The sequence below is a fragment of the Paraburkholderia sp. SEWSISQ10-3 4 genome (genome assembly GCF_030464785.1).
In the GTDB taxonomy this organism is placed as follows: Bacteria; Pseudomonadota; Gammaproteobacteria; order Burkholderiales; family Burkholderiaceae; genus Paraburkholderia; species Paraburkholderia aspalathi.
This window is the reverse complement of the sequence record NZ_JALPRI010000016.1, coordinates 107248-125744: the sequence shown is the minus strand read 5'-3', so window position 1 is coordinate 125744 and position 18497 is coordinate 107248. Positions and strand designations below refer to the sequence as shown.

Here is an 18497-nt window from a genome sequence, read left to right as displayed (position 1 = left end):
TCATGGTCACATTTATGGCCATGCGTCAGGCGGTGCATCAAATCCGTTCAGCCGCCGACGTAAGCGCGCCGGATCGCTTCGTTGTTCATCAGACTCGCGTGATCGCCTTCGAGCACGATGCGGCCGTTCTCGATCACGTAGGCACGGTGTGCGATCTTCAACGCCGCAAACGCGTTCTGTTCGGCGAGCAATACTGTCGTGCCCGCGCGATTGATCTGCTGGATCACCTCGAACACCTGCTTGACCACCAGCGGCGCGAGACCGAGCGACGGTTCGTCGAGCAGCAACACCTTGGGGCGGGCCATCATCGCGCGGCCGATCGCCACCATCTGCTGCTGCCCGCCGGACAACGAGCCGGCCGCATGATCCTTGCGCTCGGCGAGAAGCGGAAAGAGCGCGAACACCTGATCGAGATTGCGTTGATTGCCGGCCTTGTCGCCGCGATGCACATAGGCGCCGAGCGTGAGGTTCTTCAGCACCGACATGCCCGGGAACAGCTTGCGGCCCTCAGGGCACTGAATCACGCCGTTGCGCACGATCTGTGCGGGCGTCATGCCGAGCAGCTCGCGCGTTCCGAGGCGCAGGCTGCCGCTCGTGGCGCGGCGCAGGCCGCTCGTCGCGAGAAAGATCGAGCTCTTGCCCGCGCCGTTGGCGCCGAGCAGCACGACCAGTTCGCCGTCGTCCGCGTGCAGCGTGATGCCGTCCAGCGCGCGGAAACTGCCGTAATCGAGCGCGACGTTCTCAAACTTCAGCATGTTCGCTCCCCAGATAGGCATCGATCACGGCCGGGTTGGCGCGAATCTCGGCAGGCGTGCCCTCGGCGATTTTCTTGCCGTAGTTCAGCACCATGATGCGATCGGCGAGCTTCATGATCATGTTCATCTTGTGTTCCACCAGGCACACCGTCACGCCGTGTTTCACCAGCTTGCGGATCAGTTCAGAGAGGCCTTCGGTCTCTTCGGGATTGACGCCGCCGGCGGGTTCGTCGAGCAGCATCAGGCTCGGTTCGGTGGCCAGTGCGAGCGCCACAGCGGCACGCTTGCGCTCTTCCTGCGAGATGTCGCCGGCCATCCGTTCCGCAATCGCCGACAGTCCGACGAAATCCAGAGCCTCGCGCGCCTTCTCGCGGCAGATGCGTTCTTCCTGCTTGAGCCGCGCTGAATGCGTCAGCACGTCCCACAGCCCCGAGCGCGTGCGCAGCCGGTGGCCAACGATCAGGTTGTCGAGCACGCTGGCCCGGTCGAACAACGCAGTGGATTGAAATGTGCGCGCAATGCCGAGGCGCGCCATCTGATCGGCGGCCAGCTTTGTCACGTCCTGGCCTTTGAAGCGGATGCGTCCCGAACTCGGCAGATGGGTGCCGCTGATCAGATTGAAGAAGGTGGTCTTACCCGCGCCGTTCGGCCCGATGATTGCATTGATCTTGCCGGCTTCGATATGCGTGCTGACGTCGTCGACCGCGACGAGACCGCCGAAGCGTTTGCTGAGCGAGTCGATTTCAAGCATGACGATCTCCGCGTGTGGGTTGCGATTGACGCGCAACACCGCCGCTCTTCGGCGTTGCCAGTTTCGCGCGCTGGCTCTTTCTCGCCCTATACAAACCGGCGATCCCGTTCGGCAAAAAGATCACCAGCAAAATGAGGATCGGGCCGAACACGACGAAGCGGTACGCCTGCAAAAACTGCAGATACTGCGTGAGCCAGGGTATGGCGAGCGCGCCGAGCAGCGGGCCGGCGAGGGTGCCGATGCCGCCCACCAGCATGTACATGGTCATGTCGAAGGTATGTTCGACGCCGGCCAGATCAGGTCCGAGAAAGCGTACGGAACCCGCATAGAGTCCACCCGCAAGCCCGGCATAGACGACGGACAGCACGAAGGCCAGCACCTTGTTACGCATCAGGTTGATACCGAGCGACTGCGCGAGACCGTCGCTATTGCGGATCGCCATGAAGGTCCGGCCGAGCAGCGAGTCGACGATGCGATGCATCAGCCACACGCCGAGCACCAGAAAGGCGAACACCAGGTAATAGAGCGGCCGTGGATTTTCAAACGAGATGATGCCGAAGCCCGAAGGCGCCGGGATACCGACAATATCCGAGACACCATGCGTAAGGCTGTCCCATTTCTCGATGACGAGAAACATGATGTAGCCCACGCACAAAGTAAAAATAGAAAAGTAGTGGCCGCGCAGACGCAGCGAAACAAGTCCGACCAGCGCACCCAGTATCGCGACGACGACGCCCGACGCAATGAACGCGATCCAGAACGGCACCTGATGATCGACCGTGAGAATGCCCACTGTGTACGCGCCCACCGCCATGAAGCTGCCGTGCGCGAGATTGAACTGCCCCGTATAGCCGGTGATCAGATTCAACCCGACGGTGGCCAGCGCGAAGACGTACGCGGTGGACATCACGGTAAGCATGTAGTCGTTGGTGGCCAGAAACGGAAACACGAGACCGAGCACGAACAGCAGTGTCCAGCCCAGCTTGCCCTCGAATAATTTCATGACCGGTTTCACGATGCGCGCAGTTCCCTGGTGAACAGTCCTTGAGGACGAACCGACAGAATCACCACCAGAAGCACGAAGGCGATGATGTCCTTGTAGTCGGTCGAAATGTAGAAGGCGCCGAAGCTCTCCGCCATGCCGATGATCAATCCGCCGACGATCGCACCCGGCACGCTGCCCATGCCGCCGAGAATGATGATCACGAAGGCCTTCAGGATCACCAGTTGGCCCATGGCCGGATAGACGAGGTTGATCGGCGCGTACAGCGTGGCCGCCACGGCAGCGAGGAGGCCGGAGATGCCGAAAGTCAGCATCGTCACCTTGTTGGCGTCGATGCCCATCAGCGAGGCGCCTTCGCGGTCCTGCGCCATCGCGATGATGCTCGAGCCGATTACCGTGTATTTGAGGAAGAGTTGCAGCAGCACCACCAATGCGAACGCGGCGCCGATGATCAGCAGGCGCTGCACGGGCGCGGTCACACCGCCCAGATCGACGATCCCCGCGTAGGGCGTGGCCATACGATGAAAGTCCGCGCCCCAGATCGCCTGCGCACCGGCTTCGAGAAACAGTAGGAGGCCGATCGCGGCGATCATGGGATGCAATTCGGAAGATTTGCGCAGCGGATGGAACACCAGCCGCTCGGCGAGGATCGCGAGTAGGGCGACCGCGAGGCCGGAGCCGATCATTGCGAGCCAGTAGTTCCAGCCGAGCCGGCTCATCAGGTAGAACGAGACGAACGCGCCGACCATGTAGAACGCGCCGTGAGCGAAATTCGGCACGGCGAGAATGCCGTAGACCAGCGTGAGTCCGAGTGCGACGAGGCTGTAGATGCCGCCCAGCGTCAAGCCGTTGAGAAGCTGCTGCAAAAACATGTCCACGCTTTGACACCCTCCAACGGAGGCGCGCTGTGCAATCGTTACCCTTGCTGCAGGGAACGCATCGCCGCACGCCTGACTACGGACGGGACAACAGCCGCTTTCTCGAATCCGGCGACCGTTATCGACGGTTGTCGACGCTTAAAACACGCACGCATCGGCGCAAACTGGAAATGGTGATGTGTGGCGGCGTTAGAGAAATTTGGCACGGGCGTTCGCTTTGCGTCAATAAGTTTTTCCATTTGATTGTTCTGCATTGCAGATTATTAGGGAAGTCACTTAGATAGCGCGCATCAAGTCGCCCATTCGCATGATCCGGCGCGCCGCTTGCACGGTACGCCGGTATCTCGCGTTCTGAGGCGGCTAGAACATGTGCCGCATGCCGATGTTCACGCCGGCCGTTGTGCCGGTTACTTCGTTCAGTGCATTGTTGACGGACAGTCCGGTGTGCATGGCGCCGTGGTTAGTCACGAAGCCGGCCTGTCCATACACCACAGTAGCCTTCGAGAGGGAATAGTCGATCCCGGTGGACGCCAGTATCGAGTTGTTCGACGAGTTGTTCCCGTCGCGCGTGACCCACACGCCCGCGTCGACATTCAGCGCCGGTGTGATGCGATAGCTGGCGCCGCCTGAATAGACGCGATCGTTGAACGAGCCTGCGACCTTGTACTGCACGTAGGAAGCCTTCACGGTCAGGTTATTGAACACGTAGCTGGCACCGAGCGCACGGCCGTTGAATTCGACCACGCTCGGAATCGCGATCGATGCAGCGCTGCCGCCGGCGTTGCCACTGTAAAGCGCGGCATCGACGGTCAGCGTGCCCAGGTGGTAGCGCAGGCTTGCCGAGTACTGCCGTCCCGCCTGAAAGTCTCCGGCTGTGCCGCCTAGCGCCATCATCGCGCTGCCTTGCAAGCCGGCGATTTCCGGCGACGTGTACGAAATGCCGTTCGGATTGAACAGGCCGGTCACATAGACGTTGTTGAGATAGGTGATGAGACCGCTGCCGAAGTACGACATCTCACGCGGATCGAAGTCGTACACCGCTAGGAAGAAGGGCGAGAACTGCAAACCGGCCTTGACCGTGCCGTAGCGGCTGTCCACGCCGACCCACGCCTGCCGCCCGAACGCGTTGCCGTTCGAATTGCTGAACGCGCCGTTGGCGATGCTGATACCGCTTTCGAGTTCGAAGATCGCACGCATGCTGCCTCCGAGATCTTCCGCGCCACGCAAGCCGAAGCGCGAACCGGAGAGGCCGCTGTCGGTGAACGAGTATTGACGGCCGGCGTTCTGACCGGTGGTCGCGTTAAGCGTTTTGTTGGTGTAGAGGATCGAGCCGTCGACGATACCGTACAGCGTGACACTGCTTTGCGCATGGGCGCTCTGGGCCGTGCCCAGGGTGCATGCGCCCACTAATCCAAGAATGGCTCCAATTCGATTGCGATGACTTGCCGGCATGCTTCGTGTCTCCTTGTTTATTGGAATCAATTGAACTGGCGAAGTAATGCTTGTGCTGCAAGATTCTGGCGATCTGGTGCGCGATACGATTTCTACAGGCGATAAAGAGCCCTCGCGATCTGATAAGGGATGCGAAATTTTGAATTTGCTGGTAGGCGTCTCGAGTCCGATTGCCGGCTGGCTTGTCTCCTGAGTGCGGGGCGGCTCGGCGCTGCTAAGAGCTCATTGATCGCATGCTTGCGCACAGGATGCAGGCGCAATTTGGCACGACCGTTCGTTCTGTGTCAACGGGGGGAATCGCTCGTTTGGACTGCAATGCAGGCCAAAATAGGGAAAACACCTGGCACAGGAGGTGTGCTTTAAGTGTGCCGTAAGGCTATGTAATACAAGGAAATTGCCGGATTTATCCGGTTTGAATTGCGATAGAGACTGTTGATACGGTAGTTCTGCATTGCAGAACTACCAAAGAACAGACTCAGCGCGCGCCGAACGTTTCTATCAGCATGTCGACGAATGCCTTCACCCGTGCCGTCATCTGCAACTGTTGCGGGTACACCGCATAGATGTCGGCATCCGGCGTGCGGTATTCCGGCAATACATGGATCAGACGGCCATCGGCGAGGTACTCCGCGATGTCCCATTCCGCCCGCATCAGAATGCCGTGACCGTCGAGCGCCCACTTCACCGCGATCTCGCCGTCATTGGTGGTGAGGTTGCCGCGCACTCGCACGGTCTCGGTCTTTTCGGCCGCGCCGCGTCCGCTGGTCAAACGCCATAACCCGTAGCCATCGTCGCCTTGACGAATGCCGATGCAGTTGTGTTGCGATAACTCCGCCGGACTGCGTGGTGCGCGTCGTTTGGTGAAATACGTTGGCGATGCGCACAGCAGCCGACGGTTGGACGCGACCCTGCGCGCAATCACGCGCGCATCCGGTGGTTCGCCGAAACGCACGCACACGTCGAAGGCGTCGTCGCTAATCGGTGGCGGGTCAACGGAGAGTTGCAGTTGCACGTCCACCTCGGGAAAGCGCCGCACAAATCGGGAAATGAGCGGCGCCACGTGACTGCGGCCGAAACCGAGCGTTGCGTTCACGCGCAACAGGCCTTTCGGGGCTGCTTGCGAGCCGCCGAGCAACTGGGCCAGGTCGTCCATTTCGCTCAGGATGCGTCGTGCCCGGGTGAGATAGAGCTCGCCCTCCGGCGTAAGGCTCATACGTCGGGTTGTGCGATTCACGAGCGACACACCCGCGCGCGATTCCATCTGCGCCAGATGCTTACTCACGGCCGCCGTGCTCAAGCCGAGTTCGCGTGCAGTCGCGGTCAGGCTGCCGCTTGCAGCGAGCGTGGAGAAGAAGGCGAGATCTTCCGGTTGTATCGACGAAGTCATGTTGAGTGGGCCAACGAGCGGGCCGTCGAGCAGCCCATTATTAACTTCAGGTTAAGGATGCTTTGAGTCTAGCAGCGTTTTCGCGTGCGGTTGTCGTTCTAGGATGCAGCCATACGTTCAACACCAGGGAGACGCCCGTGAAAACCTATCGCATCGCAACCATTCCCGGCGACGGCATCGGCAAGGAAGTCGTGCCCGCGGGCCAACAGGTTCTCGAAGCCATCGCTGCGCGAAGCGACGCCTTCCAGTTCGAGTTCGAGAATTTCGACTGGGGCGGCGATTTCTATCGCCAGCACGGCGTGATGATGCCGGCCGATGGGCTGGATGCCATCCGCAACAAGGATGCGATTCTGTTCGGCTCGGCCGGGGACCCGCATATTCCCGATCACGTGACGCTTTGGGGTTTGCGCCTGAAGATCTGTCAGGGCTTCGATCAGTATGCGAACGTGCGTCCCACCCGCATCCTGCCCGGTATCGACGCGCCGTTGAAACGTTGTGGGCCGAAGGATCTCGACTGGGTCATCGTTCGCGAGAACTCGGAGGGCGAGTACTCCGGCGTAGGCGGACGCGCACATCAGGGGCATCCGATCGAAGTCGCCACCGATGTTTCGATGATGACCCGTGCAGGCGTCGAGCGCATTCTTCGATTCGCGTTCCGCCTCGCCCAGTCGCGGCCGCGCAAGCTGCTGACGGTGATCACCAAGAGCAATGCGCAACGTCACGCGATGGTCATGTGGGACGAGATTGCCCTGGAAGTCTCAAAGGAATTTCCTGACGTCAAATGGGACAAGGAACTCGTCGACGCTGCCACCGCGCGCATGGTCAACCGTCCCGCCACGCTCGACACGATCGTCGCCACGAATCTTCACGCCGACATTCTCAGCGATCTCGCAGCGGCACTGGCCGGCAGCCTCGGCATCGCACCGACCGCGAATCTCGACCCCGAGCGCCGCTATCCCTCCATGTTCGAGCCGATTCACGGTTCCGCTTTCGACATCATGGGTAAGGGTCTCGCCAATCCGGTCGGCACGTTCTGGTCGGTTGTGATGATGCTCGAGCATCTCGGCGAGATGGCCGCTGCCCAGCAATTGATGAGCGCGATCGAACGCATCACGGCCGACCCGTCGTTGCACACGGGCGACCTCGGTGGAACGGCCACGACCGTGCAGGTGACCGATGCCGTCTGCGCCATCCTCGCCGCGAAACCAGCGGCGGAGTTCAAGGCCGCCTGAGCACGCAAGACGTAGTACGCGATACACAACGCCGCATTAGACAAAAACAAAACGCCCGGACGAATACGTCACGGGCGATTCAAAGACTGGAGACTGGCATGGCCAATGAATTGCAAGCCCGTGTGGTTCGCAAGCTGACGTGGCGCATTTTGCCCTTCGTCATGCTGCTTTATTTTGTGAGCTTTCTCGATCGCGTGAACGTCGGCTTTGCCGCGCTCACGATGAACAAGGACCTCGGCCTCTCGCCGACCATGTTCGGGCTCGGCGGCGGCATCTTCTTTCTGGGGTATTTTCTGTTCGAAGTGCCCTCGAACCTCATTCTGAACAAGGTCGGTGCACGCATCTGGATTGCACGCGTGATGGTGACGTGGGGGCTGGTGTCGGCGGCTTCCGCGTTTGTCGTCGGGCCGAATTCGTTCTATACGCTGCGCTTTTTGCTCGGTGTGGCCGAAGCCGGTTTCTTCCCCGGCATCATTCTTTATCTCAGCCAGTGGTTTCCTGCACGGCAGCGCGCAGTCGCGGCGGCCGCGTTCATGGCGGCCGCGCCTTTGTCGACCGCAATCGGATCGCCCATTTCAGGCGCCATCATGCAGATGCCGGCCCTGTTCGGCTTGAAAGACTGGCAATGGCTCTTCCTCATCGAAGCAATTCCAGCCGTCGTACTCGGGTTCGTGGTTCTGAAAGCGCTCACCGATTCGCCGGAAAAGGCGAAGTGGCTTGCCGCCGATGAGAAAGCGTGGCTCGTCGCAACGCTGCGCGAAGAACGCGCGGGACGAGAGTCGCAGGCAGGCCACGCTGCGGGTGCACTCGCCGCGCTGCGCGACCCGCGGGTGTGGATCATGTCGATGATCTACTTCGGCACCTCCGCGGGACTTTATACGCTCGGGCTGTGGGCGCCGTTGATCATTCGTCAATTCGGCTTTAGCGCACTAGGTACCGGTGCGTTGAACGCGATTCCCAGCGTGCTGGCTGTGATCGGCATGGTGATGTGGGCGCGCCATTCGGATCGCACTGGCGAGCGCACGTGGCATGTGGTGATTCCGTGCGTCGCTGCCGGCATCGGGTTCGCATGGGCAGGCTTTGCGGATACCGTCCTTGGGGTGGTGCTCGCACTGATCCTCGTGAACGTGGGCATCAGCGCGGCCAAGGCGCCGCTGTGGGCCATGCCGAGTACCTTTCTCTCTGGCGCCGGTGCGGCGGCCGGTATCGCCATGATCAACTCGATCGGCAACCTCGGCGGCTTCGTCGGTCCGTTTGCGATCGGCTGGCTGAAGAGTGTGACGGGGGGATATGCCGCCGGACTTTATGTCGTAGCGGCAAGTCTTGCGGTATCAGCCATGCTCGCGTTGGCTGTCGGCCGGCGAGGATATCGGGCGGCGCCTGCGCCGCAATGATCTCGCCAGGTTTCTGATCGGCTTCCCGATTGACGATGTGCCTTGCTCCCGCGCCAGTTGTTGTCCAATGACCTGGTGCGAATAATGATTAGCGCGGAAGGGCAAGGCATCATCGCGCGTATTCAATGCTTGAACAGTCGCGAGTCCTTACCCGCGAAATGCATCGTCGAAGATTGCGAAAAGCTTGTCGGGGGTGCGCCGTAACCTGAGCTGTCACCGTAGCCCGACGTCTTGTGCGAGGGCTGCTGATATTGCGTACCCGCCTGATTGTTCTGTGTGTCGTGCATCGAGACGGTCGGCGCGGGTGTCGTATCGTTCATCGGTGCGTTCATCTGCTGCGCAAACGACAGGGTAGGGATGGCGACGATCGAAGCAATGAGCATGACGTGTTTGAGTGCTTTCATGAAGGCTCTCCAATAGTGTGATGGTGCCACGTCGACCATTCCGGTCGACGCGTACCCACAGAATAAGAAGCTTTCCTTAATTTCTCCTTAGGGGCGCTCAAACAACTTTCTTCCGCATTTTCAATCCCCATCCCAACCATGGCGTTCACGCCATTCACGTTCGTGCTCCTCATGCTCATGGTGGCGCCACCGCCGTTCGCGCCACTCCTGCCGCTCATGCCATTCACGGGCACGCCAGTCGTCGCCGTAGCCGTAGCCATATTCCACCACGGGCGGGGGGGCATAAACGACCGGCGGAGGCGCAATGTAGGCCGGCTGGGCAGGCACGAAAACCGGCCCGGGAATGCCGATGCCGATGCCCACATCGACGTGCGCGGAAGCGGCTGTGGAAGCCATTAATATCGCGCCGCCGAGAATCACTGATAATAGGTTCTTGCGCATGTTTTTCTTTTCGCCCGATGATGGCGGGCGATGACAGTGAAGATGGTGCGCAGTTTAGGCAGGGCCGCGGTTTGCAGGTGCAAGAGGGATGCGAGATTGGTAACACGGAGTAACGGCGCGCAGCCTTAAGGTTGCCCTAATCTTGCGATCTGGTATTTTTCGCGGACAGACCGTCTGCTGCAGGTGGTTCGCGCCCGTCATGGAGCCTCGATCATTGATCATGGCGTCCAGCTCGCGGACGCGCAACGACGCCCGCTGAGGAGCGGTGAGCTTGCTGCGTTGCGGCAAAATGCGCCTGCCACATCCTCCGCACAGACTTTTTTCCCTCCAGGCGGCCCTCACTTGCTCTGGCGCGACACGGACGGTCAACCACTCCAACACCCCGCAAACCCTTTACCAGAAGGGCTTCGCCCGCCGCCAGCCAGCGTCCGCGCACTGGCGGTGTCGCATTTCCACATGTGCTTGTCGCAAATAGTCGGCTAGGCGTACTTTTTTCTGGCAACTATGTATGCACAGCGCGGACGGACGTCCGCCACGCGAGGAGAGCATTCAATGAATTCCCCCAAGGTCGTGGTCGAAGGGTTGTGCAAGGTGTTCGGCACCAACCCGAAACAGGCGATCGGCATGCTGGCAGGCGGCGCAACCAAAGAGGAAGTGTTTGCGCGCACCGGTCAGATAGTCGGTGTCCATAACGTGTCGTTCGAAGTCAAGGAAGGCGAGATCTTCGTGCTGATGGGCCTCTCGGGCTCCGGCAAGTCGACGCTGATTCGCCTGATCAACCGTCTCGTCGAGCCGACGGCCGGCAAGGTGCTGATCGACGGCCGCGATGTGGCCAGCGTGCCGCGCGCGGAATTGACGGCGCTGCGCCGCAAGGACATGAGCATGGTGTTCCAGTCCTTCGCGCTGATGCCGCAACGCACGGTGCTGTCCAACGCCGCGTTCGGGCTGGAAGTGGCGGGCATCGGCAAGAAGGAGCGCGAGAAGCGCGCCATGACCGTGCTCGAGCAGGTCGGCCTCGCGCCGTTCGCGCAAAAGCTGCCGGCGCAACTGTCCGGCGGCATGCAGCAACGTGTGGGTCTCGCGCGGGCGCTGGCGGTCAACCCGTCGCTGATGATCATGGACGAGGCGTTCTCCGCGCTCGATCCGCTCAAACGCAAGGAAATGCAGAACGTGCTGCTCGATCTGCAACGCGAGCAGCAGCGCACCATCCTGTTCGTCTCGCACGATCTGGAAGAGGCGATGCGCATCGGCACCCGGATCGCGATCATGGAAGGCGGCAAGGTCGTCCAGGTCGGCACGCCCCAGCAAATCATCACCAATCCCGCCGACGACTACGTGCGCGCGTTCTTCGAAGGCATCGACACCAGCCGCTATCTGACGGCCGGCGACCTGATGCAGACGGACGCCGTGCCGCTCATGCAGCATTCGCCGCAGATCGACGCCTCGAGCGTGGCCGCGACGCTCAACGGCAGCGCCGAATACGCGTTCGTACTCGACAGCGAGCGCAAGTTCCGCGGCTTCGTCTGCCGCGATGCGATGGGCAGCGCATCGCCGCAGCTCAATCACATCGAGTGCATCCGCCGCACTACGCCGCTGGACGACGTCGTCGAGCGCGTGGTGGCGAGCCGTGCGCCGCTGCCGGTCGTCGAAGCGGACGGCTCCTACTGCGGTTCGGTCAACAAGACGAACGTGCTGAACGTTCTCACGCGCCATCGAGGTTCCCATGTCTGAAGTCATTCCACTTGGCGCCTGGGTCGATCACGGCGTTCACTACCTGCTCGACCACGACGCTAAAACCTTCGACTCGATCGGCAAGGTCATCGAGAGTTTTGCCGCGCTGATCGAGCACGGCCTGCAAGCGGTACCGATGTGGGCGCTGATGGCGTTTTTCGTCGGTGTCGGTTTGTGGCGGGTGGGCTGGCGTTTCGCGCTGTTCACCTTGCTGGCGATGCTGCTGATCTACGGCACCGGCTTCTGGGATCAGATGGTGATCACGCTCGGTCTCACGCTGTCGTCGACCTTGATCAGTCTGCTGCTCGGCGTGCCGCTCGGCATCTGGACCGCGAAGAGCCGCACCGTCGAAATGATGGTGCGTCCCGTGCTCGATCTGATGCAGACCATGCCCGCGTTCGTCTACCTGATTCCGGCGGCGATGCTGTTCGGTCTCGGCCGCGTGCCGGGGATTCTTTCCACGGTGATCTTCGCGATGCCGCCTGCTGTGCGTCTCACGTCGCTCGGCATCAAGCATGTGAATCGCGAAATCGTCGAAGCTGGGCAGGCGTTCGGCTGCACGCCCTTGCAATTGCTCTACAAGGTGCAGTTTCCGAATGCGCTGCCGTCGATCATGACCGGCGTGAACCAGACCATCATGATGGCGCTCTCGATGGTGATCATCGCCTCGATGGTCGGCGCGGGCGGTCTCGGCAACGACGTGCTGGCGAGTATTCAACGGCTCGATATCGGCCTCGGTTTTGAAAGCGGCCTCTCGGTGGTGATGCTGGCGATCATTCTCGACCGCATCACGGAAAGCTTCGGCCGCTCGCCGGGTACGGCGCGGGCGCCTCTGTTGTCGGGCTTGCGCAGCGTCATGAAGGTGCGCCGGGCGCCGGCGGCCCAGCACGGCTGAGCCGCCTATGAAGCGCGACGCGATCTCTCCAGTTGTTGAGGCTCCATCCGATTCGCCGCTGTCCGGGCTCGCGCACTTCGGCTTTCTGACGCTGCCGAACTTTTCGATGATCGCGTTCACGAGCGCGGTCGAGGTTCTGCGCATGGCCAACTACGTGGGCCGCGCGCAGCATTACACATGGTCGGTGATCACACCGGACGGCGAGCCGGCGCGAGCGAGTAACGGCATCACCGTGAAGCCGACCACGACGCTGGCCGAAGCGGGCATGCCCGATGTGCTGATCGTCTGCGCCGGCTGGCATGTGCGCGACTACGTGGACGAGACGATCATCGCGTTGCTGCAAGATGTTGCGTCGAAGGGTATTCCGCTTGGCGGCATTTGTACGGGACCGTATGCGCTGCTGGCCGCGAATCTGCTCGACGGTTATCGCTGTACCGTGCATTGGGAAGACATGTCGCCGCTGCACAAGAGTTACCCGCACGTGCGTTTTGCAGATGAACTGTTCGTGATCGACCGTGACCGGATGACCTGCACCGGTGGCACCGCGCCACTCGATCTGATGCTGAACCTGGTCGGCATGCGTCTCGGCCATGCAGTCGCGGCGCAAGTGTCCGAACAGTTCATTGTCGAGCGGATTCGTGGTTCGACGGATTATCAGCATATTCCCGTCGATGCACGGGTCGGTTTCTCGCGAGCTGAATTAATCGAAGTCGTGCGCCTGATGGAAGCGAATATCGAAGAGCCGTTGTCGCTCGACGAGCTCGCGCGGCTCGTGCATCTGTCGCAACGTCATTTGCAGCGCATGTTCAAGATGTTTCTGAGCGTATCGCCGACGCATTATTACCTGACCTTGCGTTTGCGTCGTGCGCGTGAACTGCTGCGCAATACTGATGCATCGATTGCGCGGGTAACGGCAGTATGCGGCTTTCATTCGCCGTGTCATTTCAGCAAGGCCTATCGCGCGCAGTTCGGTCACGCGCCGAGTGTGGAGCGACGCTTGTCGGCGTAGACGAGTCTGCATAAGTAAGTTGACGTCAATGAAGTCGACGCAAGAAGTCGCACTTTGAAAATCCGATTATTAAAACCAGTAAAGCATCAATCACCCAAAGGGAACGCCATGAAACGTTTGTGGGCTGCGTCGTTGTGCGCGCTGTCGGTGTCATCTGTCCTTGCCGCGGAACCTGCCACCTGCCGGGACGTCCGGTTCGCCGACGTCGGCTGGACCGATATCGCGGCGACGACCGGTCTCGCTTCGACCGTGCTTGAAGGGCTCGGCTACAAGCCGACCAAAACGATCGCTTCGGTGCCGATCACCTTTGCGGGTGTGAAGAGCAAGCAGATCGATGTGTTCCTCGGCTACTGGTCGCCGACCATGGACCCGATGATCGATCCGTTCAAGAAGGCCGGCCAGCTTACCGTGCTGCCTACGCCGAACCTGACCGGAGCGAAATACACGCTGGCCGTGCCGGATTACGCATATCAGGCGGGCATCAAAACCTTCACCGACATTGCCAAGAACTACGACAAGCTCGACGGCAAAATCTATGGCATCGAGCCGGGTAACGACGGCAATGCGCTGATCAAGAAGATGATCGACAGCAACCAGTACGGTCTTGGCAAGTTCAAGCTGGTGGAGTCGAGCGAGGCAGGCATGCTGGTCGAAGTGAATCGCGCAGTTCGCGCCAAGAAGCCGATCGTGTTTCTCGGTTGGGAACCGCATCCGATGAACGTGCAGATGAAGATCGATTATCTGTCCGGCGGTGACGACGTGTTCGGCCCGAACTACGGCGAAGCCAGAGTGCTGACGGTCACGCCGAGCGATTACTCGACGCGTTGCCCGAACGTCGCGAAGCTCGTGTCGAACCTGCAGTTCACGACGGATATCGAAAACCACGTGATGCTGCCGATCATGAACAAGACGGATCCGAACAAAGCGGCGAAGGACTGGCTGAAGGCGAATCCGGCTGTGCTCGACAAGTGGCTTGCCGGTGTGAAGACGTTTGATGGGAAGGATGGGTTGCCGGCGGTGAAAGCTTATGTTGCTGGGAAATGAAGGTTGAAGGGTTGAGAGTTTGGGTTTAGCTTTCGCGCCGCTCCGGCGGCGCGAAAGCGGGAGCGCTAAACCCTAACGGCAAACAGCGCGCTCAGATCGCCTGAGCCCGCCCCGGAAAGGTTTCGTCATAGCCTGAACCGTCATCGACTTCAGCCGCCGTACCGCGTTGCTCGCGGTACATCATCGGCGGCAAACCGAACTGCTTGCGGAATTCGCGGCCCAGATGCGAGGCATCGGAAAAGCCGCAACTCGACGCGATATCCGCTACCGTTTTATCCGAACTCGTCAACAGCCAGGCGGCAGTGCGCAAACGCACCTGCTTCGCGTAGGCCTGAGGCGCCTTACCGGTTTGCGCCTTGAAGAGCCTTTCGAGCTGCCGCGGCGACAGATCGAGTTTGCGCGCCAGTTCATCGAGCGATAGCGATCGCCCCACATGCTGTTCCATCAGCAGAATCGCGCGCTTCACCTTCGGATGCGCGGCAGGTGCCAACCCAGGTGGATGCGGCTGCGGTGCGTTGCCCTTCTGCATATCGTCCACCAGCAGAATCCGCAACGCCTTCTGCACCGTGGCCGTTTCAAAGTGACGCAGCAGAATCGCGGCGGCCACGTCGATCGACGCCCGCCCACCCGAACACGTAATGCGCCGACGGTCGATCACAAATAGCCGATCCGCCACCAACGCCTCCTCGTTGACCGCCGGAAAGCGCTCGATGAAATCCCAGTAGTGAAACCAGCTCACGCAGATGCGGTGGCCTTCCAGAACGCCCGCGCGCATCAGGGAGAACACGCCGGTGCACATGCCGACGAGGGTGGCGTCGGTGGCGGCGGCGCGGCGGATGAAGGCTAGCGTCGCATCGTTCGCGGCCGGCCCTGAATGCAGCAGGCCGCCCACCACAACGACGTAATCGAAGGGCTCGGCGTTGTCGAACGTTTCCCACGGCGTGATCTGGATCCCGCAACTGGCACGCACCGGAGCGAGGGTTTCCCCTATCACGCTCCACGAGCAGCGCACGGGCTTGCTGAAGTCGCCTTCGTCCGCGGACAGGCGCAACAGGTCGACGAAACCCGAGAACGCCGTCAGCGTGAAGTTCGGCAGCAGGATGATACCGAAGCGGATGCGTTGCTTCGAGGTGCCGTCGATCGATTGAAGGGGAAGCGGTTCAGCGGAATTCATGCATGCAGCCAGCAAGGGAAAGGGGTTGAAACAAGCATAGCACCGGGGACAGGGACGCTTAAGCGGCTCATGTCGCAAATGCGTCAGAAGTCATCGCAAATCCGCCGCAGCGCTTGGCCGGCGGCCCGCTTGACGCCACTATCCCACTGTCATGCCGTTTTTATTCTATCGGTCCAATTTGACGTGCGGTGCAATAGGGGCTAGTTCAAGCCAAACCCGGCACCCAAGGTATCGCAACGTATAAGGCACGTCATGAACGTCAGCGTCTTCGATCTGTTCAAGATCGGCATCGGTCCCTCAAGCTCGCACACCGTCGGGCCGATGATTGCTGCTTGCCGTTTTGCCTCGCATATCGAAGACGCCAATCTGCTGAGCTTCGTGCGGCGCGTCAAGGTCGAGCTGTTCGGCTCGCTTGGCGCGACCGGGAAAGGGCATGGCACGGACAAGGCGGTACTGCTCGGCCTCGAAGGTAATCTACCCGATCTGATCGACCCGGACGTGATCGAACCGCGCCTGCAGGCGATTCGCGAAACGAAGCAACTGGTGCTGCTCGGCAAGCATCCGGTCAAATTCGACGAGCGCGAACAACTCGGCTTCTTTCGCAAGTTGATGCCGGGCGCGCCGGGCTCGAGCATCGTGCATCCGAACGGCATGCGTTTTCAGGCCTTCGACGAGAACGGCCAGTTGCTGGTGGAGAAGGAGTATTACTCGATCGGCGGCGGCTTTGTGATCAATCGCGAAGGCGATCGCGTCAATGGATTGCGCGCCGGCGCGGAGGTGCCGTTTCCGTTTCGCACCGGCGACGATCTGATGCGTGTCTGCCGTGAAACCGGTTTGTCGATCGCGCAGGTGACGCTGCGCAACGAATGCGCGTCGCGTACCGAACAGGAAGTGCGCGAAGGGCTGCTGACGATCTGGCGCGTCATGTCCGCCTGCGTAGAACGTGGCTGCAAGGTGCGTGGCGAGTTGCCAGGCCCGATGCACGTGAAGCGCCGCGCCGCCGACCTGTGCGCGCAATTACGATCGCGTTCGGAAGAATCGCTGCGCGACCCACTGTCGATGCTCGACTGGGTCAACCTCTACGCGATGGCTGTGAACGAAGAGAACGCAGCGGGTGGGCGTGTCGTCACGGCGCCGACCAACGGCGCGGCCGGCGTGATTCCCGCGGTGCTGCATTACTACGTGAAGTTCATGCATGCGTCGAACGACGAGGGCATCGTCACCTTCCTGCTGACGGCTGCGGCGATCGGCATTATCTACAAGGAAACCGCTTCGATCTCCGGCGCCGAAGTGGGCTGCCAGGGCGAGGTCGGCGTTGCGTGCTCGATGGCCGCCGCGGCGCTCGCTGCCGTGATGGGCGGCACGCCGACGCAAGTCGAAAACGCCGCCGAGATCGGCATGGAACACAACCTCGGCATGACCTGCGACCCGGTCGGCGGCCTCGTGCAGATTCCCTGCATCGAACGCAATGCGATGGGCGCGATCAAGGCGCTCAACGCGGCGCGCATGGCGATGAAGGGCGACGGCCAGCACTACGTGTCGCTGGACAACGTGATCAAGACGATGCGTGAAACCGGCGCGGATATGAAGACCAAATACAAGGAGACGTCGCGCGGTGGACTCGCCGTGAACGTCATCGAGTGTTGAACAAGTTGAGAATCAAAGAGTAACAACAGGACCCAAAGGACCAACAATGAGCCGCTATTCGATATTCAGCCTGTTGCGCAACGGGATGTCGTATCACGAGAACTGGGAGCGTCAGTGGAAGAGCCCCGAGCCTAAGCGTGAATACGACGTCGTGATCGTCGGCGGCGGCGGGCATGGCCTCGCCACTGCCTATTACCTCGCGAAGGAGCATGGTGTGCGCAATATCGCCGTGCTGGAGAAGGGCTGGATCGGCGGCGGCAATACCGCGCGCAATACGACCATCGTGCGCTCGAATTACCTGTGGGACGAATCGGCCGCTCTCTACGAGAAGGCGATGAAGCTGTGGGAAGGTCTCTCGCAAGACCTGAACTACAACGTGATGTTCAGCCAGCGCGGCGTGATGAACCTCGCGCACACGCTGCAGGACGTGCGCGATACTGAGCGCCGCGTGAATGCAAACCGGCTGAATGGCGTGGATGCCGAGTTCCTCACGCCGGAGCAGATCAAGGAAATCGAGCCGACCATCAATCTGAACAGCCGCTATCCGGTGCTCGGGGCGTCGATTCAACGTCGCGGCGGTGTGGCGCGACACGATGCAGTAGCGTGGGGCTTCGCACGCGGCGCGGATCAGCATGGTGTCGATATCGTGCAGAACTGCCAGGTCACGGGGATTCGCCGCGACGGTAGCCAGGTGGTTGGCGTGGATACCACCAAGGGTTTCATCAAGGCGAAGAAGGTCGCGGTGGTCGCGGCGGGCAATACGTCGTCGCTCGCTGATATGGCGGGTATCCGTTTGCCTCTGGAGAGCCATCCGTTGCAGGCTTTGGTCTCCGAGCCGATCAAACCGGTCGTCAATACGGTGGTGATGTCGAACGCGGTGCACGCGTACATCAGCCAGTCCGACAAGGGCGACCTGGTGATTGGCGCGGGCGTCGATCAGTACACGGGCTTCGGTCAGCGCGGCAGCTTCCAGATCATCGAAGGCACGCTCGAAGCGATCGTCGAAATGTTCCCGGTGTTTTCGCGCGTGCGGATGAACCGCCAGTGGGGCGGCATCGTGGATGTATCGCCGGATGCGTGCCCGATTATCAGCAAGACCGACGTGAAGGGGCTTTATTTCAATTGCGGCTGGGGTACGGGTGGCTTCAAGGCGACGCCTGGGTCGGGGTGGGCTTATGCACACACGATCGCGAAGGACGAGCCGCATCCGCTGAACGCGCCGTTCTCGCTGGATCGTTTTTACACCGGCCACCTGATCGACGAGCACGGCGCTGCCGCTGTTGCCCACTAACGCACATTA

General features: G+C 60.9%; 17 protein-coding genes. 8 read left to right on the top strand and 9 right to left on the bottom strand.

What is annotated here, in order from left to right:
- Positions 1-47 precede the first annotated feature (47 nt).
- The 6 genes from M0D68_RS25660 to M0D68_RS25635 form a co-directional block, all read right to left on the bottom strand.
- A complete protein-coding gene (locus M0D68_RS25660) occupies positions 48-755 on the bottom strand; it encodes an ABC transporter ATP-binding protein (protein ID WP_093644489.1) in 708 nt (235 codons plus the stop codon).
- Complete coding sequence (locus M0D68_RS25655; protein ID WP_093644572.1) at positions 742-1506, bottom strand: ABC transporter ATP-binding protein; 765 nt, start codon at positions 1504-1506, stop codon at positions 742-744. Before M0D68_RS25655 ends, M0D68_RS25660 begins: the two co-directional genes overlap by 14 nt.
- Positions 1499-2509 (bottom strand): branched-chain amino acid ABC transporter permease, encoded by a 1011-nt coding sequence (locus M0D68_RS25650; protein WP_266225734.1) that lies wholly within the window; start codon positions 2507-2509, stop codon positions 1499-1501. Before M0D68_RS25650 ends, M0D68_RS25655 begins: the two co-directional genes overlap by 8 nt.
- An 8-nt stretch (positions 2510-2517) precedes the next feature.
- Positions 2518-3387, bottom strand: coding sequence for a branched-chain amino acid ABC transporter permease (locus M0D68_RS25645; protein ID WP_093644487.1), 870 nt, complete (start codon positions 3385-3387; stop codon positions 2518-2520).
- A 360-nt stretch (positions 3388-3747) separates the two neighbouring features.
- Positions 3748-4839 carry a porin gene (locus tag M0D68_RS25640; RefSeq protein ID WP_266225733.1) on the bottom strand — a complete coding sequence of 364 codons (1092 nt, stop codon included), beginning with the start codon at positions 4837-4839 and terminating at the stop codon, positions 3748-3750.
- 475 nt (positions 4840-5314) lie between these two features.
- A complete protein-coding gene (locus M0D68_RS25635; protein WP_093644483.1) occupies positions 5315-6226 on the bottom strand; it encodes a LysR family transcriptional regulator in 912 nt (303 codons plus the stop codon).
- 137 nt (positions 6227-6363) lie between these two features.
- Between M0D68_RS25635 and M0D68_RS25630 the strand changes: the two genes are divergently transcribed.
- Together M0D68_RS25630 and M0D68_RS25625 are read left to right on the top strand one after the other, a co-directional pair.
- Positions 6364-7458: a tartrate dehydrogenase gene (locus M0D68_RS25630; protein WP_266225732.1), complete on the top strand. Its 1095-nt coding sequence runs from the start codon at positions 6364-6366 to the stop codon at positions 7456-7458.
- Positions 7459-7556: 98 nt separating this feature from the next.
- Positions 7557-8852 carry an MFS transporter gene (locus M0D68_RS25625; RefSeq protein WP_266225730.1) on the top strand — a complete coding sequence of 432 codons (1296 nt, stop codon included), beginning with the start codon at positions 7557-7559 and terminating at the stop codon, positions 8850-8852.
- 122 nt (positions 8853-8974) lie between these two features.
- Here the strand turns inward: M0D68_RS25625 and M0D68_RS25620 are convergent, their stop codons facing one another.
- Both M0D68_RS25620 and M0D68_RS25615 read right to left on the bottom strand, forming a co-directional pair.
- Positions 8975-9256: a hypothetical protein gene (locus tag M0D68_RS25620; protein ID WP_266225729.1), complete on the bottom strand. Its 282-nt coding sequence runs from the start codon at positions 9254-9256 to the stop codon at positions 8975-8977.
- A gap of 120 nt (positions 9257-9376) precedes the next feature.
- On the bottom strand, positions 9377-9697 hold the full coding sequence (locus tag M0D68_RS25615) for a hypothetical protein (RefSeq protein ID WP_093644475.1): 321 nt from the start codon (positions 9695-9697) through the stop codon (positions 9377-9379).
- A gap of 552 nt (positions 9698-10249) precedes the next feature.
- Between M0D68_RS25615 and M0D68_RS25610 the strand changes: the two genes are divergently transcribed.
- The 4 genes from M0D68_RS25610 to M0D68_RS25595 all read left to right on the top strand — a co-directional run bounded on the left by M0D68_RS25610 (position 10250) and on the right by M0D68_RS25595 (position 14376).
- Entirely contained in the window at positions 10250-11428 is a 1179-nt protein-coding gene (locus M0D68_RS25610) for a glycine betaine/L-proline ABC transporter ATP-binding protein (protein WP_093644473.1), read from the top strand.
- Positions 11421-12323: a choline ABC transporter permease subunit gene (choW, locus tag M0D68_RS25605; RefSeq protein ID WP_093644471.1), complete on the top strand. Its 903-nt coding sequence runs from the start codon at positions 11421-11423 to the stop codon at positions 12321-12323. Before M0D68_RS25610 ends, choW begins: the two co-directional genes overlap by 8 nt.
- Positions 12324-12330: 7 nt before the next feature.
- Positions 12331-13332: a GlxA family transcriptional regulator gene (locus M0D68_RS25600; protein ID WP_054038684.1), complete on the top strand. Its 1002-nt coding sequence runs from the start codon at positions 12331-12333 to the stop codon at positions 13330-13332.
- Between the two features lie 108 nt (positions 13333-13440).
- Positions 13441-14376 (top strand): choline ABC transporter substrate-binding protein, encoded by a 936-nt coding sequence (locus tag M0D68_RS25595; RefSeq protein ID WP_200620515.1) that lies wholly within the window; start codon positions 13441-13443, stop codon positions 14374-14376.
- 91 nt (positions 14377-14467) lie between these two features.
- Here the strand turns inward: M0D68_RS25595 and M0D68_RS25590 are convergent, their stop codons facing one another.
- Entirely contained in the window at positions 14468-15550 is a 1083-nt protein-coding gene (locus M0D68_RS25590) for a GlxA family transcriptional regulator (RefSeq protein ID WP_093644465.1), read from the bottom strand.
- Between the two features lie 252 nt (positions 15551-15802).
- Between M0D68_RS25590 and M0D68_RS25585 the strand changes: the two genes are divergently transcribed.
- Positions 15803-17197 carry an L-serine ammonia-lyase gene (locus M0D68_RS25585; protein ID WP_093644463.1) on the top strand — a complete coding sequence of 465 codons (1395 nt, stop codon included), beginning with the start codon at positions 15803-15805 and terminating at the stop codon, positions 17195-17197.
- 46 nt (positions 17198-17243) lie between these two features.
- The gene (locus tag M0D68_RS25580; protein WP_054038698.1) at positions 17244-18488 is read left to right on the top strand and encodes a sarcosine oxidase subunit beta family protein; all 1245 of its coding nucleotides are present in this window, start codon (positions 17244-17246) and stop codon (positions 18486-18488) included.
- Positions 18489-18497 lie beyond the last annotated feature (9 nt).

Coding starts and splice junctions, on each gene's coding strand:
- M0D68_RS25660 (WP_093644489.1), bottom strand. CDS start 755: ATGCTGAAGTTTGAGAACGTCGCGCTCGATTACGGCAGTTTCCGCGCG.
- M0D68_RS25655 (WP_093644572.1), bottom strand. CDS start 1,506: ATGCTTGAAATCGACTCGCTCAGCAAACGCTTCGGCGGTCTCGTCGCG.
- M0D68_RS25650 (WP_266225734.1), bottom strand. CDS start 2,509: ATGAAATTATTCGAGGGCAAGCTGGGCTGGACACTGCTGTTCGTGCTC.
- M0D68_RS25640 (WP_266225733.1), bottom strand. CDS start 4,839: ATGCCGGCAAGTCATCGCAATCGAATTGGAGCCATTCTTGGATTAGTG.
- M0D68_RS25635 (WP_093644483.1), bottom strand. CDS start 6,226: ATGACTTCGTCGATACAACCGGAAGATCTCGCCTTCTTCTCCACGCTC.
- M0D68_RS25625 (WP_266225730.1), top strand. CDS start 7,557: ATGGCCAATGAATTGCAAGCCCGTGTGGTTCGCAAGCTGACGTGGCGC.
- M0D68_RS25620 (WP_266225729.1), bottom strand. CDS start 9,256: ATGAAAGCACTCAAACACGTCATGCTCATTGCTTCGATCGTCGCCATC.
- M0D68_RS25615 (WP_093644475.1), bottom strand. CDS start 9,697: ATGCGCAAGAACCTATTATCAGTGATTCTCGGCGGCGCGATATTAATG.
- M0D68_RS25610 (WP_093644473.1), top strand. CDS start 10,250: ATGAATTCCCCCAAGGTCGTGGTCGAAGGGTTGTGCAAGGTGTTCGGC.
- choW (WP_093644471.1), top strand. CDS start 11,421: ATGTCTGAAGTCATTCCACTTGGCGCCTGGGTCGATCACGGCGTTCAC.
- M0D68_RS25600 (WP_054038684.1), top strand. CDS start 12,331: ATGAAGCGCGACGCGATCTCTCCAGTTGTTGAGGCTCCATCCGATTCG.
- M0D68_RS25595 (WP_200620515.1), top strand. CDS start 13,441: ATGAAACGTTTGTGGGCTGCGTCGTTGTGCGCGCTGTCGGTGTCATCT.
- M0D68_RS25590 (WP_093644465.1), bottom strand. CDS start 15,550: ATGAATTCCGCTGAACCGCTTCCCCTTCAATCGATCGACGGCACCTCG.
- M0D68_RS25585 (WP_093644463.1), top strand. CDS start 15,803: ATGAACGTCAGCGTCTTCGATCTGTTCAAGATCGGCATCGGTCCCTCA.
- M0D68_RS25580 (WP_054038698.1), top strand. CDS start 17,244: ATGAGCCGCTATTCGATATTCAGCCTGTTGCGCAACGGGATGTCGTAT.